This window comes from Streptomyces actinomycinicus (genome assembly GCF_016741775.1).
Taxonomy (GTDB): domain Bacteria; phylum Actinomycetota; class Actinomycetes; order Streptomycetales; family Streptomycetaceae; genus Streptomyces; species Streptomyces actinomycinicus.
On the sequence record NZ_JAERRK010000002.1, the window covers coordinates 522,992 to 545,542 of the forward strand.

The 22,551-nt window shown below is 70.9% G+C and carries 24 protein-coding genes and 2 pseudogenes; 10 read left to right on the forward strand and 16 right to left on the reverse strand.

Going from position 1 to position 22,551, the window contains the following annotated elements; genetic code table 11:
* Positions 1-7: 7 nt before the first annotated feature.
* A complete protein-coding gene (locus JK359_RS06420) occupies positions 8-367 on the reverse strand; it encodes an NADH-quinone oxidoreductase subunit A (protein ID WP_003992243.1) in 360 nt (119 codons plus the stop codon).
* Between the two features lie 744 nt (positions 368-1,111).
* On the opposite strand from JK359_RS06420, the gene JK359_RS06425 reads away from it, so the two are divergent.
* A complete protein-coding gene (locus JK359_RS06425) occupies positions 1,112-1,936 on the forward strand; it encodes a C40 family peptidase (protein WP_201832463.1) in 825 nt (274 codons plus the stop codon).
* 322 nt (positions 1,937-2,258) lie between these two features.
* Here JK359_RS06425 and JK359_RS06430 read toward each other — a convergent pair whose 3' ends face one another.
* Positions 2,259-3,593, reverse strand: a complete 1,335-nt coding sequence (locus JK359_RS06430) for a geranylgeranyl reductase family protein (protein WP_201832464.1) — start codon at positions 3,591-3,593, stop codon at positions 2,259-2,261.
* Positions 3,594-3,640: 47 nt separating this feature from the next.
* On the opposite strand from JK359_RS06430, the gene JK359_RS06435 reads away from it, so the two are divergent.
* Both JK359_RS06435 and JK359_RS06440 read left to right on the forward strand, forming a co-directional pair.
* On the forward strand, positions 3,641-4,159 hold the full coding sequence (locus JK359_RS06435) for a GNAT family N-acetyltransferase (RefSeq protein ID WP_201832466.1): 519 nt from the start codon (positions 3,641-3,643) through the stop codon (positions 4,157-4,159).
* 109 nt (positions 4,160-4,268) lie between these two features.
* Positions 4,269-4,586, forward strand: a complete 318-nt coding sequence (locus JK359_RS06440) for a PASTA domain-containing protein (protein ID WP_201832467.1) — start codon at positions 4,269-4,271, stop codon at positions 4,584-4,586.
* Positions 4,587-4,626: 40 nt separating this feature from the next.
* Here JK359_RS06440 and JK359_RS06445 read toward each other — a convergent pair whose 3' ends face one another.
* Positions 4,627-5,322: a demethylmenaquinone methyltransferase gene (locus tag JK359_RS06445; RefSeq protein WP_201832469.1), complete on the reverse strand. Its 696-nt coding sequence runs from the start codon at positions 5,320-5,322 to the stop codon at positions 4,627-4,629.
* Positions 5,323-5,537: 215 nt separating this feature from the next.
* On the opposite strand from JK359_RS06445, the pseudogene JK359_RS06450 reads away from it, so the two are divergent.
* A pseudogene (locus JK359_RS06450) lies at positions 5,538-5,681 on the forward strand (hydrolase); the annotation flags it as partial.
* A 71-nt stretch (positions 5,682-5,752) separates the two neighbouring features.
* Here the strand turns inward: JK359_RS06450 and JK359_RS06455 are convergent.
* From JK359_RS06455 to JK359_RS06470, 4 genes are all read right to left on the reverse strand, one after another.
* Positions 5,753-6,202 carry an imidazolonepropionase-like domain-containing protein gene (locus tag JK359_RS06455; protein WP_201832471.1) on the reverse strand — a complete coding sequence of 150 codons (450 nt, stop codon included), beginning with the start codon at positions 6,200-6,202 and terminating at the stop codon, positions 5,753-5,755.
* A gap of 7 nt (positions 6,203-6,209) precedes the next feature.
* A complete protein-coding gene (mqnC, locus tag JK359_RS06460; protein ID WP_201832478.1) occupies positions 6,210-7,409 on the reverse strand; it encodes a cyclic dehypoxanthinyl futalosine synthase in 1,200 nt (399 codons plus the stop codon).
* 71 nt (positions 7,410-7,480) lie between these two features.
* Positions 7,481-8,227, reverse strand: a complete 747-nt coding sequence (locus tag JK359_RS06465) for a prepilin peptidase (protein ID WP_307787985.1) — start codon at positions 8,225-8,227, stop codon at positions 7,481-7,483.
* A 102-nt stretch (positions 8,228-8,329) separates the two neighbouring features.
* The gene (locus JK359_RS06470) at positions 8,330-9,178 is read right to left on the reverse strand and encodes a menaquinone biosynthetic enzyme MqnA/MqnD family protein (RefSeq protein WP_201832480.1); all 849 of its coding nucleotides are present in this window, start codon (positions 9,176-9,178) and stop codon (positions 8,330-8,332) included.
* Between the two features lie 287 nt (positions 9,179-9,465).
* Between JK359_RS06470 and JK359_RS06475 the strand changes: the two genes are divergently transcribed.
* From JK359_RS06475 to JK359_RS06490, 4 genes are all read left to right on the forward strand, one after another.
* Positions 9,466-9,669, forward strand: a complete 204-nt coding sequence (locus JK359_RS06475) for a cold-shock protein (RefSeq protein ID WP_003974443.1) — start codon at positions 9,466-9,468, stop codon at positions 9,667-9,669.
* 343 nt (positions 9,670-10,012) lie between these two features.
* On the forward strand, positions 10,013-10,294 hold the full coding sequence (locus JK359_RS06480) for a hypothetical protein (RefSeq protein ID WP_201832482.1): 282 nt from the start codon (positions 10,013-10,015) through the stop codon (positions 10,292-10,294).
* A gap of 11 nt (positions 10,295-10,305) precedes the next feature.
* Entirely contained in the window at positions 10,306-11,157 is an 852-nt protein-coding gene (locus JK359_RS06485; protein WP_201832484.1) for a DUF2637 domain-containing protein, read from the forward strand.
* Positions 11,154-11,474 (forward strand): hypothetical protein, encoded by a 321-nt coding sequence (locus tag JK359_RS06490; RefSeq protein ID WP_201832492.1) that lies wholly within the window; start codon positions 11,154-11,156, stop codon positions 11,472-11,474. The genes JK359_RS06485 and JK359_RS06490 overlap by 4 nt, the downstream gene beginning before the upstream one ends.
* On the opposite strand, the pseudogene JK359_RS06495 reads toward JK359_RS06490, so the two are convergent.
* A pseudogene (locus JK359_RS06495) lies at positions 11,434-13,121 on the reverse strand (serine/threonine-protein kinase). The gene JK359_RS06490 and the pseudogene JK359_RS06495 sit on opposite strands and share 41 nt — an antisense overlap.
* Positions 13,122-13,207: 86 nt before the next feature.
* Here JK359_RS06495 and JK359_RS06500 point away from each other — a divergent pair.
* Positions 13,208-13,858 (forward strand): class I SAM-dependent methyltransferase, encoded by a 651-nt coding sequence (locus tag JK359_RS06500; RefSeq protein ID WP_201832494.1) that lies wholly within the window; start codon positions 13,208-13,210, stop codon positions 13,856-13,858.
* 185 nt (positions 13,859-14,043) lie between these two features.
* On the opposite strand, the gene JK359_RS06505 is transcribed toward JK359_RS06500, so the two are convergent.
* A complete protein-coding gene (locus JK359_RS06505) occupies positions 14,044-14,946 on the reverse strand; it encodes a LysR family transcriptional regulator (RefSeq protein WP_201832496.1) in 903 nt (300 codons plus the stop codon).
* A gap of 180 nt (positions 14,947-15,126) precedes the next feature.
* On the reverse strand, positions 15,127-17,067 hold the full coding sequence (locus JK359_RS06510) for an AMP-dependent synthetase/ligase (RefSeq protein ID WP_201832498.1): 1,941 nt from the start codon (positions 17,065-17,067) through the stop codon (positions 15,127-15,129).
* A gap of 287 nt (positions 17,068-17,354) precedes the next feature.
* Here JK359_RS06510 and JK359_RS06515 point away from each other — a divergent pair, with 287 nt between their 5' ends.
* Positions 17,355-18,341, forward strand: coding sequence for a MaoC family dehydratase (locus JK359_RS06515; RefSeq protein ID WP_201832500.1), 987 nt, complete (start codon positions 17,355-17,357; stop codon positions 18,339-18,341).
* Between the two features lie 26 nt (positions 18,342-18,367).
* Here JK359_RS06515 and JK359_RS06520 read toward each other — a convergent pair whose 3' ends face one another.
* From JK359_RS06520 to JK359_RS06545, 6 genes are all read right to left on the reverse strand, one after another.
* Entirely contained in the window at positions 18,368-19,009 is a 642-nt protein-coding gene (locus JK359_RS06520; RefSeq protein ID WP_201832509.1) for a TetR/AcrR family transcriptional regulator, read from the reverse strand.
* Positions 19,010-19,077: 68 nt separating this feature from the next.
* A complete protein-coding gene (locus JK359_RS06525; protein WP_201832511.1) occupies positions 19,078-19,377 on the reverse strand; it encodes a DUF4229 domain-containing protein in 300 nt (99 codons plus the stop codon).
* A 237-nt stretch (positions 19,378-19,614) separates the two neighbouring features.
* Positions 19,615-20,139 (reverse strand): GNAT family N-acetyltransferase, encoded by a 525-nt coding sequence (locus tag JK359_RS06530; RefSeq protein WP_201832513.1) that lies wholly within the window; start codon positions 20,137-20,139, stop codon positions 19,615-19,617.
* 16 nt (positions 20,140-20,155) lie between these two features.
* Positions 20,156-20,806, reverse strand: coding sequence for a UdgX family uracil-DNA binding protein (locus JK359_RS06535; RefSeq protein ID WP_201832521.1), 651 nt, complete (start codon positions 20,804-20,806; stop codon positions 20,156-20,158).
* Positions 20,807-20,870: 64 nt separating this feature from the next.
* The gene (gene mqnE, locus JK359_RS06540; RefSeq protein ID WP_201832529.1) at positions 20,871-22,034 is read right to left on the reverse strand and encodes an aminofutalosine synthase MqnE; all 1,164 of its coding nucleotides are present in this window, start codon (positions 22,032-22,034) and stop codon (positions 20,871-20,873) included.
* Between the two features lie 38 nt (positions 22,035-22,072).
* Complete coding sequence (locus tag JK359_RS06545; protein WP_061928809.1) at positions 22,073-22,528, reverse strand: Lrp/AsnC family transcriptional regulator; 456 nt, start codon at positions 22,526-22,528, stop codon at positions 22,073-22,075.
* Positions 22,529-22,551: the final 23 nt, after the last annotated feature.

The following is a 22,551-nucleotide window of genomic DNA, read 5'->3' on the forward strand; positions in this document are numbered from 1 at the left end:
AGGCCCCTCAGTCCCATTCCAGGCCGCCGCGCCGCCATACGTACGCGTACGCGACGAAGACGGTGAGCACGAAGAGCAGCATCTCCACGAGCCCGAAGATCCCCAGGGCGTCGAAGGTGACGGCCCAGGGGTAGAGGAAGACGATCTCGATGTCGAAGACGATGAAGAGCATCGCCGTCAGGTAGTACTTGATGGGGAAGCGCCCGCCGCCGGCCGGCGTGGGGGTCGGCTCGATACCGCACTCGTAGGCCTCGAGCTTGGCGCGGTTGTACCGCTTCGGACCGATCAGCGTGGCCATGACCACGGAGAAGATCGCAAAGCCTGCCCCGAGGGCTCCCAGTACGAGGATGGGCGCATACGCGTTCACCGCTCCTCGCTCCTCTCAGTCGGCACTGACTGCTGGCGGTTGCACTGGGCTCACACCCGCCTCACCGGTTCCGCGAGCCCCGCTCGTCCCGGGCGAAGATCGAGAACATGTGAAGCAGGTCACAAGCCCAACTGCCTCGCATCTTATGCCCGCCGCTCTGTGATCTGCGACACGGGGTATTGCACAAGCTTTGTGATCTCCACCACCTGACGAAGGATCATGAAGTCGGATGATGAGTGATCTTCATACGCGAAGCGTTCAGTTGATCACCAGAAGTGACAATCTTGTTCGTCTTCGCAGGCCGGAGGGGGCGTCTCAATATCAAGAGAGTTCCGTTGCATGCAAATTGGTGCTGGGCACCGGGGCCTGATAGTGGCTCGCGTTCACACATGAGGGGGAGCCCCGGGCGGGATGTGGACGCGCCCCGGGGTGCGTGCGCGCGTTCACGAACTCCGCGCCCGGGGGACGCGACGGTTCCGGCAATCGTTCCGTGACCTCCGCCACATCCATGAGAGGTCCATGAGAACCGGGCTTGGCCAACGAACCCAACCAGTGGTAGGTGGGGGGCAATTCGGACGTAATGATCAAAGACCGTGATCAAGGGCTTGATCACGGTCGTCCACTATGTCCGTTACGGCGTCAATAAAGAGCAACACGCCCGGGATTCTGGGGCTCGATTGAGCAACTGTGGCGCAGCACACGTTTCTTGAAGATATGAAGGAGCCCCTGGTACCGGTTATTCCCATGTCCCACACCGCTCACATACGCAGCCACCGGAAGCCCCGCCGCAACGCGTCGACCCTCGCGATGCGGGCCGGAGTTGCCGGTGGCGTCCTCAGCACCCTGGCAGTCGCCGGGGCGTCGGGTTCGGCGAACGCTGCCGAGCCGGTGACGCAGACCCTCGAACTGCCCACCCTGACGGCCGACCTGGCCGCTCAGGCGGCCCAGTCCGCGGACGCCACCCAGCAGGCCGCCGCGAACTACCAGCTGCAGGCCGAGCGTGACGCGGCTGCCGCAAAGGCCGCGAAGCTGGCCAAGGCGGACCTCGCCGAGGCCAAGCACAAGGCGGCGGAGGCCAAGAAGAAGGCCGAAGAGGCCGCGCGCAAGGAAGCCGCCGCACGCGCCTCCCGCAACGCGGAGCGGACCACCCTGTCCACCAAGGCGGAGAGCGGCGGCACCAGCACGTCCACCTCCACCAGCACCTCGACGGCCACCGGTTCGGCCGCCGCCGTCATCAGCTTCGTCAAGGCGCAGGTCGGCAAGGCCTACGTCTCCGGCGCCACCGGCCCCTCCGCCTACGACTGCTCCGGCCTGGTGCAGACGGCCTTCAAGCAGGTCGGCATCAGCCTGCCGCGCGTCTCCCAGGACCAGTCGACCGCCGGCACCCAGGTCTCGCTGAGCAACCTGCAGCCGGGCGACATCCTGTACTGGGGCAGCGCGGGCAGCGCGTACCACGTGGCGGTGTACGTCGGGGACGGCATGTTCGTCGGTGCGCAGAACCCCTCCAGCGGCGTCGTGGAGCGCTCGCTGTCGTACGACCCGCCCACCGGCGCCGTGCGCGTGCTCTGAGCGCACTGAGCACTTCTCACAGGCAAAAGGGCCGCAGCCGCTCGGGGGCAGCGGCCCTTGCGCCTTTTCCCGGGCTCCGGTCCCGTTGATCGCGCGCGTGCCCCCGAGTACCCGTCAGGCTTGCCCAGGTTCAGCCTTGATGCACGCGAGAAGTCCGTTCTGCTCTAGATTCCGGCGTGTGGGCATGAGTTCAGGCGATTGAGGCGATATCCGCACGGGCTCTCCCGAGCCCTGGCGCGGCTGTGCACCGGGGTGACGACGGTCGGCCCGCAGCGGCTGGGCGGCGGGCCGACGGGTGGGTGGGGGCGCTCGGCCCGCGGGGTCAGGCCTTCGGGGCCACCTTGGTCAGGCCGTTGATGATGCGGTCCATCGCGTCGCCGCCCGTGGGGTCGGTGAGGTTCGCGAGGAGCTTGAGGGTGAACTTCATCAGCATCGGGTGGGTCAGGCCGCGCTGGGCGGCGATCTGCATGACCTTCGGGTTGCCGATGAGCTTCACGAACGCGCGGCCGAGGGAGTAGTAGCCGCCGTAGGTGTCCTTGAGGATGCGCGGATAGCGTTGCAGGGCGATCTCGCGCTGGGCGGGCGTCGCGCGCGCGTGGGCCTGCACGATGACGTCGGCGGCGATCTGGCCGGACTCCATGGCGTAGGCGATGCCCTCGCCGTTGAAGGGGTTCACCAGGCCGCCCGCGTCGCCCACCAGAAGGAGTCCGCGCGTGTAGTGCGGCTGGCGGTTGAAGGCCATGGGGAGGGCGGCGCCGCGGATCGGGCCGGTCATGTTGTCGGGGGTGTAGCCCCAGTCCTCGGGCATGGAGGCGCACCACGCCTTGAGGACCTCGCGCCAGTCCAGCTCCTTGAAGGAGGCGGAGGTGTTGAGGACGCCGAGTCCGACGTTCGAGGTGCCGTCGCCCATGCCGAAGATCCAGCCGTAGCCGGGCAGGAGACGGTCCTGGGGGCCGCGGCGGTCCCAGAGTTCCAGCCAGGACTCCAGGTAGTCGTCGTCGTGGCGCGGGGAGGTGAAGTAGGTGCGCACCGCGACGCCCATCGGGCGGTCCTCGCGGCGGTGCAGGCCCATAGCGAGGGACAGGCGGGTGGAGTTGCCGTCGGCGGCGACGACGAGCGGCGCGCGGAAGGTGACCTCGCGCTTCTCCTCACCGAGTTTGGCGGTGACGCCGGTGATGCGGCCGGTGCGTTCGTCCACGACCGGACCGGTGACGTTGCAGTGCTCGAAGAGGCGGGCGCCGGCTTTCTGGGCGTTGCGGGCGAGCTGCTCGTCGAAGTCGTCGCGCTTGCGGACCAGGCCGTAGTTCGGGAAGGAGGCGAGATCCGGCCAGTCGAGCTGGAGACGGCTGCCGCCGCCGATGATGCGCAGACCCTTGTTGCGCAGCCAGCCGGCCTCCTCGGAGATGTCGATGCCCATGGCGACGAGTTGCTTGACCGCGCGCGGGGTGAGGCCGTCACCGCAGACCTTCTCGCGCGGGAACTCGGTCTTCTCCAGGAGCAGGACGTCGAGACCGGCCTTGGCGAGGTGGTACGCGGTCGTGGAGCCGGCTGGCCCCGCGCCGACGACGATCACATCGGCGGTGTTGTCGGAGAGGGGCTCGGTCACGGCGGGATCTCCCCAAGGTTCAGAATCTGCGTGCCGACCGGCACTGGACATGGGCAGTCTATTCAGCAGAATTGATCACCCGGCTGAAGGGCTGCCCTGTGAACCGACCTCTCCCCGCGGTACGGCTGCGCGTTCCCACCCACGAGGACGCGGTCGCCTGGCACCGGGTCTTCGACGATCCGGAGGTCATGGAGTTCTACGGCGGCCGGCCGGCGGGACTGTCGGTGTACGAGGAGCTGACCGCGCGACAGCGGCGGCACGATGCCGAACTGGGCTTCTGTCTGTGGACCCTGCTCGACGAGTCGGGAGAGGTCATCGGGTTCACCGGGGCGCAGCCCTGGCGGCCGGACTGGGGGCCGGTCGGCGAGACGGAGATCGGCTGGCGGCTCGGCCGGGAGCACTGGGGCAAGGGCTACGCCACCGCGGCGGCGCGGGAGACCCTCAGGCGGGTGCGCGCGGCCGGGGTGCCGGAGGTGGTGGCGATGGTCCGGACGGGAAACGAGCGGTCGATCGCGGTGACCCGTCGGCTCGGCATGGAGCCGGCGGAGACCTACGCGCACCCCACACTGGACGAGCCGGCGCTCTGCTTCCGACTCCCGCTCAATTACGCACAGTAGCCGTCTGTTACAGATAGACACCGGCGCCTTCCGGGTGGACGGTGCGAGAGTTACCCTGCCAGTACCGCTGGGGGTGACATCTGTGCGTATAACACCCAAAACACCCGACGTGCGCGTCCCGCGGCTGGTCGGTCTGATGGCCGTGGACGCGCGCGAAACGGCCCGGGCGCAGGGTCTGTTCCTCAATGCGCCCGACCGCCCGGACTTCCACCTCGCGGTGGTCGACTACGTCGTACGCCAGTATCCGCAGCCCGGTGCCGAGGTGCCGCGCGAGTCGATGGTGTACGTGTGGTTCGACTTCGGTGAGGGCGAGGGCGGCGGTGGCGTGCGTGAGCCGCGCATTCCGGGGCCGCCCGGAGGTGGACTGCAGCGGGAACTGGACCAGCCCGGCGATCCCTACGCGGTGGCCGGCCTCGGCCCTCCCTGAAGCCCGCCGTACTCGGCTCCCCTGCCCGGCACCCCTGTGCTCAGTCCTCCTTGAAGCCCCGGTGCAGGGCGACCACGCCGCCGGTGAGGTTGCGCCACGCCACCTTGGACCAGCCCGCCTTGCGCAGCCGTTCCGCGAGGGCCGGCTGGTCGGGCCAGGCACGGATGGACTCGGCGAGGTAGACGTACGCGTCGGGGTTCGAGGACACCGCGCGGGCGACCGGCGGCAGGGCCCGCATCAGGTACTCGGTGTAGACCGTGCGGAACGGCGTCCAGGTCGGGTGCGAGAACTCGCAGATGACCACGCGCCCGCCGGGCCGGGTCACCCGGTACATCTCCCGCAGGGCCGCGTCCGTGTCCTGGACGTTGCGCAGCCCGAAGGAGATCGTCACCGCGTCGAAGGTGTCGTCCTTGAAGGGGAGCTTCGTCGCGTCGCCGGCGGTGAACGGCAGCCAGGTGTGCTTGCGCTTGCCGACCTGGAGCATCCCGAGCGAGAAGTCGCACGGGACGACGTACGCGCCGCACTGCGCGAAGGGCAGCGAGGAGGTGGCGGTGCCGGCGGCGAGGTCCAGGATCTTCTGCGCGGGCCGAGCGTCGACCGCCTTGGCCACCTCCTTGCGCCAGCGCCGGTCCTGCCCGAGCGACAGCACGTCGTTCGTCAGGTCGTACCGTTCCGCCACGTCGTCGAACATCGAGGCGACTTCGTGCGGCTGCTTGTTCAGGGAAGCGCGGGTCACCCGCCCATTCTTGCAGCCCGCTCGCACGGCAGGAGGGTGGGCTTCCCGCGGCCCCTTTCCGGAACTCCCGTGAGCCGCCGGACGCAGTGGTGAGCCGCCCTCGAAGGCGCGGGCGCGTCCAGCCTGTTGCCTCCCCGGGCGAGCCGCGGAACCCGGTCGGCTTCCTGGTCTCGCTGGAACTGCGCCCCAGCGAGGTCACCGAGCACGCCGACGTCGGCGTCACGTTCACGCTCCCGGTGATGCCCTCGGGTCTGGACTCCGAGGGGGTCGCGCTGCTGGAGTCCGCGAACGAGTACGACGTGCAGGTCTCCACGGTCAACCTGATGACCATGAACCACGGCGAGTCGTACGACGGGGACAACTGCAGTGGGGTCGCCCAGGATGCGGGGGCGTTCGGGGAGGCCTTCTCGCGGACCGCGGAGACCGCCCACTACCTCCGCCGGTGAACCAGCCGCCCGGCGCACACCGTCGCGATGCACGCCCCCGCCTCGTCGAAGACGGCCAGGTCGGCCCGGCCGGTCTGCACGAGTGCCGGCGTGCGGGCCGTGCTCGGGAACACCACGACGTCGTTGCGCTCGGCGGCGGCCCTGAGTTCGGGGGTGTCGGCGTACTGCTCCAGGACCGCGACCGCTCCCAGCTTGAGCACGGCGTGCACGCGCTCGCGCGGGCTGGGGGCGTCCGGAAGAGGCCCGTCGTGGATGCGGGCGGGGCCGAGGGAGCCCGGCCAGGTACGCACCCGCGCCTGCGGGAACCGCTCGCGCAGCTCCTCGTACGTGCCGACCGCGCCGATCCGGTCCCGGCCGACCACCACGGCACCGTTCGCGATCGGCTCGGCGTCCCAGGTGACGAAGACCCTGTCCGCTGCGTGAATCGTCTCCACGACCGCGTCAGTTGGAAGCGAGCAGCTTCAGCTCGGGGTGGGCGGTGCCGCCCTCGATGGCCGTCGAGGAGATGTGGGAGACCACGCGGTCGTCGACGGGGTCGTTCGCCGGGTCGTCGTGGACGACGAGGTGCTCGTACGTCGTGGAGCGCTGCGCCGGGACGCGGCCCGCCTTGCGGATCAGGTCGATGATCTCCAGGCGGTTGGAGCGGTGCTTGGCGCCGGCCGAGGAGACCACGTTCTCCTCCAGCATGATCGAGCCGAGGTCGTCCGCGCCGTAGTGCAGGGACAGCTGGCCGACCTCCTTGCCGGTGGTGAGCCAGGAACCCTGGATGTGCTGGATGTTGTCCATGAACAGGCGGGCGATCGCGATCATCCGCAGGTACTCGAAGAGCGTGGCCTGCGTGCGGCCCTTCAGGTGGTTGTTCTCGGGCTGGTAGGTGTACGGGATGAACGCGCGGAAGCCGCCCGTACGGTCCTGGACGTCCCGGATCATCCGCAGGTGCTCGATCCGCTCGGCGTTGGTCTCGCCGGTGCCCATCAGCATGGTGGAGGTGGACTCCACGCCCAGCCGGTGCGCGGCCTCCATGATCTCCAGCCAGCGCTCGCCGCTCTCCTTGAGCGGCGCGATGGCCTTGCGGGGGCGCTCGGGAAGGAGTTCGGCGCCGGCGCCGGCGAAGGAGTCCAGGCCCGCCTCGTGGATGCGGGTGATGGCTTCCTCGACCGGCACACCGGAGATCCGGGCCATGTGCTCGACCTCGGAGGCGCCCAGCGAGTGGATCACGAGCTGCGGGAAGGCGTCCTTGATGGCCTTGAAGTGCTTCTCGTAGTACTCGACGCCGTAGTCGGGGTGGTGGCCGCCCTGGAACATGATCTGGGTGCCGCCCAGCTCGACGGTCTCCGCGCAGCGGCGCAGGATGTCGTCGAGGTCGCGGGTCCAGCCCTTGTCCTTGTCCTTGGGGGCCGCGTAGAAGGCGCAGAACTTGCACGCCGTGACACACACGTTCGTGTAGTTGATGTTGCGCTCGATGATGTACGTGGCAATGTGCTCGACGCCCGCGTACTTGCGGCGGCGGACGGCGTCGGCGGCGGCGCCCAGGGCGTGCAGGGGCGCGTCGCGGTAGAGGTCGAGCGCCTCCTCGGGCGTGATGCGTCCGCCCGCTGCGGCTCGGTCGAGCACGGACTGGAGGTCGGCCTTCTCGGTCACCGGGCGTCCCTTTCGTCAAGCAGAGGGGGCAGACCGAACCAGCCTACGCCAGCTGTTTCGGGCTGAAGACGTCAGGCCGCGTACGCACCGATCAGCAGTCCGGTGAGGGTGCCCGCGAGGAGGAACGGGCCGAACGGTACGGCCGTCTTCCGGTCCGCACGCCGGGTCAGGACGAGGGCTCCGCCGTACAACGCGCCCAGCAGGAACCCGGCGAAGGTACCGAGCAGCACGGTGGACCAGCCGTACCAGCCGAGTACGGCGCCCGCCCCCACGGCCAGCTTCACGTCGCCGAAGCCCATGCCGCCCGGGTTGATGAGGTACAGCAGGTAGTAGCCGGCGCCGAGGGCGAGGGCGGCGTAGAGGGCGGTCGTCCAGTGGCCGGCGTGCTCGGGGAGCAGGGCGGCGAGGCCGAGCAGGGTGAGGGCACCGGCGGCGAGCGGGAGGGTCAGCGGGTCGGGCAGCCGCTGCACCCGGAAGTCGACGGCGGCGAGCAGGACGCCGACGGGCGCGAGCAGCAGCCAGGCCGCCAGCTCGGGCCGGGTGCCGGTGGCGGCGGCCAGGGCGGCGCAGACGGGGGCGGTGGCGGCGGCGAGGAGCACGGCGGACGGCCTGGGCGGGGCCGTGGCTGGGAGGCACTTCGCGCAGCCCGCGCCGCCCAGCCATCCCCGGATCGGGTGACGGCCGGCTGGGCACCGGTCGCGCCAGGGCTCGCCGGTGGGAACGGCGAAGCGGTAGGCGGCGCGGGGCAGCAGCGTGCCCGCGAACGCGCCCCACACCGCGGCGACCAGTGCCAGTACTCCCGTGGCCGGACTGCCCACGCTTCCCCCCATCACCACGCCCGCCCCCGTGCTCCCCGGTCTCTACCCGCTCGGGACGGCCGGCATCGCGTGGCCGTGGACGGTCTCGTCAGCAGACGGTCGTCACGGCTGGAGCAGTTCCACCTTCACGTCCGCCGGGAAGCCGGTGGTCGGCCCGACGCGACGGGCGAACTCGGCGACGGCCGCGAGCTGTGGGGCGCCGAAACTGAAGTCGAGGGTGGTGAAGTACTGCTCCAGGGTCACCTCGTCGAAGGCCTCCCAGCGGGCCGCCTGTTCGGCGACCTTGCCGACCTCTTCGAGGGAGAGGTTGCGGGAGTCGAGGAAGGCCTCGTGGACCTTGCGGGTGATGGACGGCTCGCGTTCCACGTAGTCCCGGCGGGCCGCCCACACCGCGAAGACGAACGGCAGGCCGGTCCACTCCTTCCACAGCGCGCCGAGGTCGTGCACCTCCAGGCCGTAGCGCGGGCCGTCGAGGAGGTTGGCGCGCAGGGCGGCGTCGCCGATGAGGACGGCTGCGTCGGCCTCCTGCATCATCAGGCTGAGGTCGGGCGGGCAGGTGTAGTAGTCGGGCTGGACCCCGTAGCGCTCGGCCAGCAGCAGCTGCGCGAGCCGGACCGAGGTGCGGGAGGTCGAGCCGAGGGCGACCCGGGCGCCGTCGAGCCGGTCGAGGGGGACCTGGGAGACGATCACGCACGACATCACCGGGCCGTCGCAGCCGACGGCGATGTCCGGGAAGGCGACGAGGTCGTCGGCGTTGCGCAGGAACTCGACCAGGGTGACGGGCCCGATGTCGAGGTCGCCGCGCACGATCTGCTCGCTGAGCTTCTCCGGGGTGTCCTTCGTCAGCTCGAAGTCGAGGAGCGTGCCGGTTCTCGCGAGCCCCCAGTAGAGGGGCAGGCAGTTCAGGAACTGGATGTGGCCGACGCGCGGCCGGGTGCGAGAATTGTCCACATCGCGAGACTAGACCCCGTGCTGTACCGTGCCGGGACCACCCCCGCCCTCGAACGGCCCTCCGGACGTTCAAACATCCGGGTGACGTGATCTTGACCTCTATTGCTTTCGGGTGCCCGCGTGCTAGGCTCGCCGCAAGTTGCAGTTTGGTTTCCCTTGCAGTACAGAGCCTGCGGAGCATGTGACCGCGGGCTCTCGTCGTTTTCAGAGTTATGCAGTTGTGCAGCACCGTTTCACACTTGCAGGTTCTGGAGCAGGGCAACCCTTTGTGAGCCCAAGGAGGGCTTATGGCTACCGGAACCGTGAAGTGGTTCAACGCCGAAAAGGGCTTTGGCTTCATCGCCCAGGAGGGCGGCGGCCCCGACGTCTTCGTCCACTACTCCGCGATCAACGCGCAGGGTTTCCGTTCTCTGGAGGAGAACCAGCAGGTCTCCTTCGACGTGACCCAGGGCCCGAAGGGTCCGCAGGCGGAGAACGTCACCCCCGTCTGATCGCTGCCTGACCGCAGAACCTGATAGCAGTACCCAAGGAGCCCCGCGCCATCCGGCGACGGGGCTCCTGCCTTTTGCCGTTCACTTTCCGTTCACGACGCTCGGACGTGCCGCGCGACCAGGACGGACCCGGTCCCGTCGGCGAGCGCCCCACGCGAGTGAGGCACGTCAGCGTGGTACGCCGGCCGGTCTGCGAAGACGATGAACGCACCGACAGGCGGATCATGCTTCTTATCTACAGCTGCACATAGGCCCTACCGATACAGAAACAAGGTGTTTGTCCGGCTAATCCTTCACTCGTTCGCCGCGCATCCATCATCGAATGGCGGAGGTTATCCGCAGCATGACGAAGCAAACGCGGGGGCGGGGAGTTGAACCTTTGTCAGAGCAGCTCTATTCGACCGCACGGCGATCCACGCGGCTGGGCTCTCACACCTACCTGCCCGCACCCCACAACGCCGGCACCAGCAAGGGCACCCTGGCGAAGGGCGGCCTCCTCGTCACGCTCGAGGTGACCGAGGAGATTCTCCAGGAATTCATGGACACGATGAACTCCCTGGAGAGACAGATCTCGGAACGCTGGGCGAGTTCGGAAATGTGGTTCCATGGCTCACCGGCGGAATGAGCGAAGCGGTCATGCATCCCGAGTACCTGGAATATTATCCGGATCCACCCGTCGAGTACCCGGGCGGCTACCCGGGCGGCGAGGGGCGTCACCGGGCGCCCGCCGAGGCCTTCTACCCGCCCCTCACGCCTCCCGACTCGGCCTGGGACCCCGCGGAAGAGCTGGCCTTCATGCTGCGGGACACCATCGAGCAGCAGGCGAAGATCCCGTCCGCCCGCACCGAGGACGACCTCGCGAGTCCGAACGTGAAGAGCCACCGGGACGCCCTGGTGGAAATCACCTCGGAGTTACCCCCGGTGCAGGCGCCCCCGCGGGGCCACCGCAAGGTCCGGAAACGACAGCAGGCGGATGTTATTCATATCGCCAGCTATTCGGTCGCGGCGATGGTGACCGTCATCGCTTCCGCCGTCAGTATTTTCGGCGGCCTGATCGCTTATGACCCGCTGCGGTTCGTGGCGGCGACACGCACCCACAGCACCACGGTGTCCTGGTGGCCTCTTCTTGTATTCGGCCCGTGGCTGGTGGCGTCACTCTCCATTCTCCGGGCGTCGCTGCACCAGCGCCGGGCCTTCCATTCCTGGAGCGTGCTGCTCGTCTTCTCCGCGATCGCCATGACACTGTGTGTCGCGCAAGCACCGAGAAATATCGTCGACACCGCCGCCGCGGCCCTGCCGAGTTTCGCCTCGCTGGCCTGCTTCCAGCAGGTGGTACGGCAGATCACCCTCACCAGACCGCCCCGGCGGACGCTGCCCCGGCACCGGGGCCGGCCCGCCGAGGCGCCCGCCGACGGCGCGAACAGCGGCCGGCCGTGGAACGGCACACCGTCGGCCAGTGGCCCGCAGGATCGGGCGAGGGTGGTATGACGCCGACCGAGAGCCTCCTCACGGTGCCGCTGCCCGACGTCGGCCGGCTCCTGCCCCGCCAGCAGATGGCCATCGACTGCGCCCTGTGCGCCCGGCCGCTCGGAGGGAGCGGCCGGGTACTGGGGGAGGTGCGGCACCGGGGACTGCTGTTCCGGCTCTGGGTGTGCGCCGCCGGCTGCCGGCCGACGGCGTCGGCCGTCGCGGCCACCTGGGACGGGAAGGGCCGCACCTATGAGGGGCGGCTCGTGACGTCGTCGCCCCTGCCCGTCCCGGACGCTACCGGGCCGCGTCGCGCCAGACCGTCAGGTCGCCCCTGAGGAATGCGATGTCCGGGAGCGCAGTGGACTTCGTCTCGATCACGAACAGCCCGATGTCGCCGTCGGTGTCCTTCACACAGAACTCGGTGCCGGCCGCCGCCCCGGCCAGCGTCCAGCTGTGCTTCGTGGCACTCCTGAGAATGAGACGGCACTCGTCGAGGGTGGTGCCGTGCGCGCCCACATCTGCACGAACACAGCACCGTCGCTCTTCAGTTCGCAGCTCGGCTCCTGGCAGTCGAAGCGGATGTCGCCCTTGCGGCTCTTCAGCTGGGCGCCCCCGTCCTCAAGGCTCAGCGAGTTCTTCGCGTCGAGCCACAGGCCGGCGTGCCCCTCGGGCCGGGGGTCCCGCGGCGAGGCGGAGCCCGCGCCGTCACCGGCCCCCGGTCCCGGGGCATCCGCCGCGCCTGAGGAGCCCGACGCAGAATTCCGTGAGGGATCCGACGCCGAGCCGGCCGCCGACGCCGACGCCGACGAGGAGGAGCGTGCGGCGGGTCCTGTCGCCGGCGTCCCGGAGCCGGCCGTGTCCCGGCCGCCGAGCCGGCCCCCGGTGTCCATGAGCGACCAGGCCGTGGCCGCCACCAGCAGCGCGCCGCCGACCACACCGGCGACCGTGATCAGCGCCGTTCGCCGTCTGCGGGCCTTCCGCTCCTCCACCGTCGGCTGCGGCCACCCGTACGGCGGCTGCGGGTACGTCCGGGCGGTCCCGGGCACCGGCGCCTGCGGGTAGGCCGGGGTCGGCTCGGGCACCGGCGGCGGGACCACGACCTCCGGCCCGGTGATCTCCCGCCACACGGCAGGTCCCCCGCCCGCGTCGGCCTGCGCACCCAGCCGCTGCCGGCACCACTCCACGATCTCCGCCGGGGTGGCCCGCTCCGCCGGGTCAGCGGCCAGGCAGCGGGCGAACAGCGGACGCAGCGGCTCGGGCAGCAGGGACAACTCCGGCTCGGAGTGCACGATCCGGTACAGCACGTTTACGCCCGGGCCCTCGCCGTACAGGGGCCGGCCCAGTGCCGCGAACGCGGCCGTCTGGCCGAGCGCGAAGACGTCGGTCGCCGCCGTGACCTCGACCCCGGCCGCCTGTTCCGGCGCCATGAACGAGGGCGTGCCGATCGTGCCGCCGGTCGCCGTGTACGACGTCCCGTCGGCGGCCAGCGCGATACCGAAGTCGATCACCCGCGGCCCGTCGGCGGCCAGCAGCACGTTCGACGGCTTCAGGTCGCGGTGGACGATGTCCTCGGCGTGGATGGCCTGCAGGGCCTCGGCCACTCCCGCCATCAGCCACAGCAGCGCAGGCACCGGCAGCGGCCCGCGCCGGGACACGGCCTCCGCCAGCGACGGACCGGGCACGTACAGGGTGGCCAGCCAGGGCGGTACGCCGTCCGCGTCCGCGTCGATCAGCTCGGCGGTGTACGCGCCCCGCACCCGCCGGGCCGCCGCGATCTCCCGCCCGAACCGCCGCCGGAAGTCCGGGTCGTCGGCCAGCTCCGGCCGTACGACCTTGATCGCGACCGGCCGGCCGCCCTGCGTGTGCGACAGGTACACCCGCCCCATGCCACCCGCGCCCAGCCGCGCGGCGAGCCGGTACCCGGCCACCGCCTCGGGGTCCTCCGCCTGAAGTGGCTGGAAGACCTCTGTCGCACGGTTCATCGGCCCTGTACCCCCCTGAGTGATGCTTTGGCCAAGGGAAGCAGCCTAAAGGGCACTGTCAGAGGGGTCCGCTACGGTCCCTCCCCATGACCGGGACCGAGGACTTCCTGACCGCCACCCGCACCTTCTACGACACCGTCGCCGAGGACTACGCCGACCACTTCCGCGACCCCCTCGCCGAGAGGCCGCTGGAGCGGGCGCTGCTCGCCGCGTACGCCGAGCAGGTCGGCCCCGAGGGCACGGTCGCCGACCTCGGCTGCGGCCCCGGCGCGATCACGGCGCACCTGGCCTCGCTGGGCCTCACCGTCTTCGGCCTGGACCTCTCCGAGTCCATGATCGCTGTCGCCCGCCGCGAGAACCCCGGCCTGCGCTTCGAACAGGGCTCCATGCTGGAACTTCCCGTGGCCGACGGCTCCCTGGCCGGTGCCGTCTCCTGGTACTCCAGCATCCACACGCCCGCGGACCGGCTCCCCGCGCTCCTCGCCGAGTTCCACCGCGCGCTGGCCCCCGGGGGTCTGCTCCTGCTCGCCTTCCAGACGGGTGACGTGCCGCTCCGCCTCGACCGCCCCTGGGGACGCCCGGTGGTACTGGACTTCCACCGGCGCCGCCCCGAACAGATGGCGGAACTGCTGTCCGGGGCCGGGTTCACGCTTCGTTCCAGCACCGTGCGCGAGCGCGAGGAGGCGCACGGCGAGTCAGCCCCGCAGGCGTTCCTTCTCGCCCGCAAGAAAGGCTGACCAGGCGACGGGCCGACGGTGACCTGGGCGGCGGCCGGTCGCTTCGAGTCGCGGATGCGAACGGCGGCGCCTGGGCAAGAGGGTGTCCCCGCGCGGCCGGTCGCTCGGAGTCGCGGATGTGAACGGCGGCCCGGGTGGGCGGCGACCTCCAGACACTGACAAGACGGTCTGGGGCGAGCCGCCGCTCACCGCGGAGCGGGCGGGGCGACGCGGTGCTCCACGACCGTGTCCGCGAAGGCCCTCGCCGGAGGGCTGAGCGCGTCCCAGCGACGGACGGCCCAGCCGACCGGGAGGGGACGCAGGCCGGGGAGGGGGACCAGGCGCACGCGGCTCTCGCCGGGGACGGGGAGGCCCGGTACGGCGGGTACGACGGCCCGGCCCAGTCCCAGCTCGGCCAGCAGCAGGGCCGTGTCCCAGTCGGCCACGCTCGGCTCGTACGCGAACCGTACGCCCCGCTCGGCGCACGCCGCTTCGAGGTGGGCGGCGGACGTGGAGTTCGGTGGGAGCCGGATGAGCCGGGTGCCGGCCAGCTCCGCGGGGTCCAGGTGCGGGCGGTCGGCCAGTGGGTCGTCCGCGCGGACGGCGAGGAGCCAGGGCAGATCCACGACCGTGCGCTGCTCGATGCCGCGGACCGGTGGGCCGACGGTGATCCAGGCCAGGTCCAGCGTGCCGTCGGCGAGGGCGTCGAAGCTGCCGCGGCCCGAACTGACCGTGCGGAACTCCAGGTTGACCTTGGGGTGCCGGCGGCGGAACGTGACGACCGCGTCGGACATGAAGTGCCGGACGGTGGTGGCGCCGGTGGCCACGCGGACGTAGCCGCTGTGGCCGTCGACCAGGTCGCGCAGCTGTCGTACGACCAGGTCCAGGCCGTTGATGCCCTCGGCCGCCGCGGTCTCCAGGAGGCGGCCGGCCTGGGTCGGGACGACTCCGCGCGGCTGGCGTTCGAGCAGCGCCACCCCGGTCTCCCGCTCCAGCCGTCTGACGTGCTGGCTGACGGCGGACTGGGTGCAGCCGAGGTCGCGCGCGACCGAACTCAGGCTGCCCGCACGGCACACGGCCACGAACACACGGAGGTCGTCCAAGGTCACAACACCCAAGCTAACACTTGGGTTTGGCGAGCGAACCCAAGGATTGACTGGCTGCTGGGGGCGTACGAGGATCGTTCCCGGGCCGCGACCGACCCAGGCGGCAACCCGCTCCCCGCCCCCACCGAGTCCGGACGACGTGGGATCAGTGCGGAGCGGGTGCCGACCCCCTCGGGCCGGCGCTCATCGCACGTACAGGCTCTCCACCTCGTGGGAGAAGTCCCGCATGATCTGTTCCCGCCGCAGCTTCATGGAGGGGGTGAGGTGTCCGGCCTCCTCGGTGAAGTCCACCGGCAGTACGGTGAAGCGGCGGATGGACTCGGGGCGGGACACCAGCTTGTTCGCCTCGTCCATCGCCCGCTGCAGGACCTCGGTCAACTCCTCGTCGGAGGCCAGGAGTTCCGGCGGCACCGGGTGCTTGCCGATCATCTGGCGCCAGTGCGTGATGCCGTCGGGGTCGAGGGTGACGAGGGCCGCGACGTACGGGCGGCCGTCCCCGACCAGCATCACCTGGGAGATCAGCGGGTGCTGACGCAGCCAGTTCTCCAGCGGCGCCGGGGCCACCGACTTGCCGCCCGCGGTGATCAGCAGTTCCTTCTTGCGGCCGGTGATGGTCAGGTAGCCCTCGTCGTCCAGCTCGCCGATGTCGCCCGTCGGCAGCCAGCCGTCGAGGGTCGCGGGGACCACACCGCCTGCCTGCGGGTCCCAGTAGCCGCGCAGCACATGGTCGCCGGCGACGAGGATCTCGCCGTCCGCCGCGATCCGTACCCGCGTGCCGGGCATCGGCCAGCCGACCGTGCCGAGGCGGGGCTTCAGCGGCGGGGTGACCGTCGACGCTCCGGTCGTCTCCGTGAGGCCGTAGCCCTCGAAGATCTCGATGCCCGCGCCCGCGTAGAACGCGGCGAGGCGCCGGCCGAGGGGGGAGCCGCCGCAGATGACGTACCGCACCCGGCCGCCCATGGCGGTGCGGATGCGGCGGTAGACCAGGGGGTCGTAGAAGGTGCGCTGCGTCTTCAGGGCGCGGCCCGGACCGCTGCCGGTGCCGGTCTGACGGGCCTCCAGCGCCTCGCCGTAGCGCTGGGCCACGGTCGCCGCCCGGTCGAAGGCCGCCACCCGGCCGCCCGCCTCCGCCTTGGCGCGGGCGGAGTTGTAGATCTTCTCCAGCATGTACGGGATGGTCAGCAGGCAGGTCGGTCTGAACGCGGCCAGGTCCGGGAGGAGGTCGTCCGGGGCCAGGCTGGGCGCGTGGCCGAGGCGGACGCGGGCGCGGACGCAGGCGATGGCCACCATCCGGCCGAACACGTGGGACATGGGCAGGAAGAGGAGGACCGACGGCTCCTCGCCCTGCGCCTTGAACACCGGGTGGAGGAGTTCGATCGCGTTGTCGACCTCGGCGAAGAAGTTGCCGTGCGAGAGGGCGCAGCCCTTCGGCCGGCCGGTGGTGCCCGAGGTGTAGATCAGCGTGGCGAGCGTGTCGGGGCCCAGCATGCCCCGGCGTACGGCCACCTCCCCGTCCGGTACCTGCGCGCCCGCGTCGGCGAGCCGGGCCACGTGCTCCTTCTCCATCACCCACAGGTGGCGTACGTCGGGCAGGCGCGCGAGTTCGGGGCCGATGGCGGCGGCCTGCGCGGCGGTCTCCGTGATCAGGGCGACCGCGCCGGAGTCGTGCAGGATCCAGCGGGTCTGGAAGACGGAGGAGGTCGGGTAGACGGGGACGGTGACCAGGCCGGCCGCCCAGGCGGCGAAGTCGAGCAGGGTCCACTCGTAGGTCGTACGGGCCATGACGGCGATCCGGTCGCCCGGCAGCAGGCCCTCGGCGATCAGTCCCCTGGCCACGGCCTGTACCTCGGCGGCGAACCGGGTCGCCGTCACGTCCGTCCAGCGGCCGTCGGGGCGCTTGCGGCTCAGCACGGCCGCGTCGGGGGCCGCCTGGGCGTTGTCGTACGGCAGGTCGGCGAGGGAGCCGTGGGTGACCGGGGGCGCGAACGGCGGTACGTGCGCCTCCCGTACGGCGCCGTCCAGCCGCCGTGTCTCCGGCTCGACGAGGACCGGGCGGCCGTCGTAGTCGGTGGCGGAGACGGGGGCGCCGGAGGAGGCGGGCGCGTTCGGGAAGGGGGTGGACACGGGCGGCTCCTCGGGCGTGCGTGCACCGGTGGCGCCCCGGAAAGGGGTTACCGCCGGTCAGGCAGGTGATCGTACGGGTCCGCTGTGAGGGGGTTGTGCGGGTGCGGGGGTGGTCCGGGGCCGGGGATGTGCAGCCTCGGAGGTTGTGTGAGGGGTGTTCAGCTTTGCCTGCGCGCGAGGTGGACGGTGGCTTCGGGATCGCCGTCACGCCGTGTCCGCCTTGGCATTACCTCCGGTAACCTTACTTCAGAGTAAGCAATGTGGACCTAGCCGCGCGGGAGTTGCACATGGCCGACCGCCACCTCGGCTTCACCGGCACGACCCAGGGGCGTTCCCGGGCGCCGCTGAACGCCGTTCCCCTGACCGGCACCCCCGCGCTCGGCCCGCTGCTGCTTCGCGGGGCCCTGAGTTCGCCCTTCAAGCGCCGCCCCGACCCGGACGCGGACGTGCCGCGCACACGGCTGGTACTGCCCGGGGTGCGCGTCGCCCCGGAGGGACTGGCCGCGTACGAGCGGGTGTGCGGCTTCGGTGCCGGCGACGCGGACCTTCCGGTGACGTACCCGCACGTCCTCGGATTTCCGCTGGCCATGCGGCTGATGAGCGGGCGGGACTTTCCGCTGCCGTTGCCGGGGCTGGTCCATACGTCGGTCGAGATCGTGCGGGTGGGGGCGCTGCCCGTCGATGCGGCGTACGAGGTGGGTGTGTGGGTGGAGGGGCTGACCGCGCACCGGCGTGGGGTCGAGGTGGCGGTGGTGACGGAGTTGGGGATGGGGGGTGAGGTGGTGTGGGGGTCGCGCAGTACGTATCTGGCGCGGGGCCGTGGGGGTGGTGGCGGGGCTGCGCCGCGGACCCCGTCCCCCGTCCACCCGCCCGGCCGACTCGCTCGGCCGGGAAGCGAGACGTGCGAGAAGCCGCCTCGCGATGCGGAGGAGGCGCTGCCCGTTGTCGGGGAGTGGCGGCTCGGGGCGGATGTGGGGCGGCGGTACGGGGGTGCCTCGGGGGACCGGAACCCGATCCACCTGTATCCCCTCACCGCTCGCCTCTTCGGCTTTCCCCGGGCCGTCGCGCACGGCATGTGGACCGTGGCCCGCTGCCTGGCCGCGCACGGCACGCCCGACGCCGTCGAGGTCCGGGCCCGGTTCCGGGCGCCCGTACTGCTGCCGGGGACGGTGGCGTACGGGGCGGACGGCACCGGGCGGTTCGAGCTTCGGGCGGGGCGGGACGGGCGGGTGCATGTGACCGGAGAGGTGAGCAGGAAGGCCGAGTGGAGCTGATCACCGGCGGGCCGGGGCCCGGTCGGCTACGCCGGCGGGGTCCAGACGTGGCCCGACAGCAGATTGCCCAGGCCTGACCAGGCGAAGTTCATCAGGGTGGCCGCTGCCTGGCGGGCGGTGACGCCGGGGGTGACGTTGGCCCAGGCGGCGAGGGACTCCGCGGCTCCCACCAGGGCCTCGGCCAGGCCGGCCACCTCTCCTTCGGGGAGGTCCGGGTCCCGGTGGGCCGCCCGCGCCGCCACCGCGACCAGCCGGGTCACGAAGGCGACGATCTCCGCGCGCATCGCGGCGACCTCGGCCGCGAAGGGCTCCCCGTGCGTACGCGCCTGGAGGTGCAGCACCGACCAGCCGTCGGGGTGCTCGGCGGTGTGCGCGAAGAACGCCTGCAGCCCGTCCCAGAGCTGGCGGTCGGCGGGCAGCCCCGGCCGGACGCCCGCGCGGACGGCCTCCGTGAGCGCGGTCGCCTCACGGCGGATGCAGGCGATGAAGAGGTCTTCCTTCGAGTTCAGGTACAGGTACACCAACGGCTTCGAGACGCCCGCGAGTTCGGCTATCTCGTCCATGGAGGCGGCCATGTACCCGCGTTGCCCGAAAATCCGCACGGCAGCGTCGAGCATCTGCTGCTCCCGCACCGCCCTCGGCATCCGTTTGGTCTTCACGGCACCCATGGGGCAAGCCTAGTTGGGGCCGGGGTGGCGAGCCGCGGCTCGGCGGACACCGGCCGGTACCGCTCGGTTCAGGAAGGCTGGCCCTGGGCCCGGGCGCTGTCGTCGGCGACGTCCTCCTGGCTGCGGTTCGCGTCCAGGTTGGCCTTCATCCGGTCGACCTTGCCCACGATCTGCACCGAGGCCCGGTCCCGTTCCTTGCGCAGCGCCACCCAGCTGATCGGCGCCGAGAGGATCAGGGCGAGCAGCAGGACCCACAGGCCGTTGGAGTTGCCGAAGCCGCGCGGGAAGATGCCGGAGTAGACGGCTCCCCAGACGACCGCGAGGCAGCCCGCGAAGATACCGAGGCGCATCAGCGTGTAGCGGAGCATCTCAATCCACTCGTCCGATTCCAAAAGGGGTCATCGTCCAGTGAAGCACGCCGCACAGGCGATCATGCAGCGGGGTCCGTGCGGCGGGGTAGTACGGCGGGACCCGTTCGGCGGGGAGGCGCGGCGGGACCCGTTCGGCGGGGAGGCGCGGCAGGACCCGTTCGGCGGGGAGGCGCGGCGGGATCCGTTCCGCGGGGCGGCGCGGCGGGATCCGTTGCTGCGCGGCGGCGCGGCGGGTCAGTGCAGGGGCAGGAGCATGAGGACGTCGTCGCGGTCGTCGTCGGGGGCCACTCGGATGGCGCCGGGGACCCGGCCGACCTCCTTGTAGCCGCAGGAGGCGTAGAAGCGCTCCAGACCGAGACCGCCGCGGCAGGTGAGCCGGATCGCCTCGATGCCCTCCATCCCGCGGACCGCGTCGGCCGCGGCGGCCAGCAGGTCGCGGCCGTAACCCTTGCCCTGGTGCCGGGGGTGGACCATCACCGTGTAGAGCCACACCCAGTGGGTCATCAGCCGGTGCGTGTTGTGGGTGACGAAGGCGGTCGCGGCGACCTCACCGTCCTCGTCGTGCCCGACGAGCAGCCGGGTGCGTCCCTCGGCCATCTGCACGAAGTGCCGCACCAGCTCGGGGCGTACCTCCTCGCGGTTCACCGGGGCCACGAAGCCGACGGCGCCGCCCGCGTTCGAGACGTCCGTCCACAGGCCGAGGATGCCGTCGCGCAGGGCCGGGGTGACAGCGGGATCCAGGGTGAAAGTAAGGGGCATGCGCGCATGCTATCTATTACCCGAGCGCGCGTGCAGCCACCTTCAGGTCGGCGACCAGTCCCTGGTACGCCTGCTCCCGGTCGTCCGCCCGCAGCACGGACGACGGATGCACGGTCGGCACCAGCCGCTCCGGGCGCCCGTGGATCTCCTCCTCCAGCACCGTGCCACGGACCTGGCCGACCCGGAACGACGAACCCAGCAGCGCCTTTCCGGCCGTCGCCCCCAGTACCACGATCAGCTCCGGCTCCACCAGCGCCAGCTCCGCCGCGAGCCAGGGGCCGCACGCCGTCATCTCCCGCAGGCTCGGGGACTTGTGGATCCGGCGCTTGCGGGGTTCGGCCTGGGTGAACTTGAAGTGCTTGACCGCGTTGGTGACGTAGGTGTCCGCCGGATCCACACCGGCTTCCGCCAGGGCCCGGTCGAGGAGCTTGCCGGCGGGACCCACGAAGGGCTTGCCCTGGCGGTCCTCCTGGTCGCCGGGCTGCTCCCCCACGAGCATGACGCGGGCGTGGGTGTTCCCGGTGCCGAAGACCGTCTGGGTGGCGGGGCGGTGGAGGGGGCAGCCGCGGCAGCCGGCCGCCGCGCGGCGCAGGTCGTCGAGGGTGCCGTGGTCCGGCACGAAGGGTTTCGCCGTGTAGGCGTCCTCGGGGGCCTTCGTTGCTGGCATGCCGGGCGGGTACCCCCCGTCCGGCCGGGGAACCGGGCGAGGGGGCGGGGTGGCGGTGGCGGGGTCAGACCCGCATCGGCTGGGGGGACTCCCGGCGGGCCGGGTCGGGGCCCTCGTACTCGCGGATGATCTCGTAGCGCGTGTTGCGCTCCACGGGACGGAAGCCCGCGTCGCGGATCAGTTCCAGCAGGTCGTCACGGGTCAGCTTGTTCGGCGTGCCGTAGTTGTCCGCGTCGTGAGTGATCTTGTACTCGACGACCGAGCCGTCCATGTCGTCGGCGCCGTGCTGGAGGGCCAGCTGGGCGGTCTGCACGCCGTGCATCACCCAGAAGACCTTGACGTGCGGGACGTTGTCGAACAGGAGGCGGGAGACGGCGAACGTCTTCAGGGCCTCCGCGCCGGTCGCCATCTGCGTGCGGGCCTGAAGGCGGTTGCGGATCTTGCCGTCCTTCATGTCCACGAAGTCGTGCTGGTAGCGCAGCGGGATGAAGACCTGGAAGCCGTTCGTCTCGTCCTGCAGCTCGCGCAGGCGCAGCACGTGGTCGACCCGGTGCCTGGGCTCCTCGATGTGGCCGTACAGCATGGTGCACGGGGTCTTCAGACCCTTCTCGTGCGCCAGGCGGTGGATGCGGGACCAGTCCTCCCAGTGGGTGCGGTGGTCCACGATGTGCTGCCGGACCTCCCAGTCGAAGATCTCCGCGCCGCCACCGGTGAGCGACTCCAGGCCCGCGTCGATCAGCTCGTCCAGGATCTCGGACGCCGACAGACCGGAGATCGTCTCGAAGTGGTGGATCTCCGTCGCCGTGAAGGCCTTGAGGGAGACGTCCGGGAGGGCGGCCTTCAGTTCCCGCAGGGAGCGCGGGTAGTAGCGCCACGGCAGGTTCGGGTGCAGGCCGTTGACGATGTGCAGCTCGGTGAGGTTCTCCGACTCCATCGCCTTGGCGAGCTTGACGGCCTCCTCGATGCGCATCGTGTACGCGTCCTTCTCCCCCGGCTTGCGCTGGAAGGAGCAGTACGCGCAGGAGGCCGTGCACACGTTCGTCATGTTCAGGTGCCGGTTGACGTTGAAGTGGACGACGTCACCGTTCTTGCGGGTGCGCACCTCGTGGGCGAGCCCGCCCAGCCAGGCCAGGTCGTCCGACTCGTACAGCGCGATGCCGTCCTCGCGGGTCAGCCGCTCACCGGAGCGGACCTTTTCCTCCAGCTCGCGCTTGAGCCCGACGTCCATGCCAACACCTTTCTACGACAGCCCGACCAACGGTATCCCTACACCTCTTCGGGCAGCTCCCCGACCCGGTTCTCCCACTTCGTGGAGAGCACGATGGTCGTACGGGTGCGGGAGACGCCCTTGGTGCCGCTCAGCCGCCGGATGGTCCGCTCCAGGCCGTCGACGTCGGTCGAGCGCACCTTGAGCATGTAGGAGTCGTCGCCGGCGATGAACCAGCAGTCCTCGATCTCCGGCAGGTCCCGCAGGCGCTGCGCCACGTCCTCGTGGTCGGCGGCGTCGGAGAGCGAGATGCCGATCAGCGCGGTGACGCCGAGGCCGAGCGAGGCCGCGTTCACCGTGGCGCGGTAGCCGGTGATGACACCGGCCGCCTCCAGCCGGTTGATGCGGTCGGTGACGCTCGGGCCCGACAGGCCGACAAGGCGTCCCAGCTCCGCGTACGAGGCCCGGCCGTTCTCCCTCAGGGCCTGGATGAGCTGCCTGTCCACCGCGTCCATGCGATCGAAGCCTTCCGGTGAAA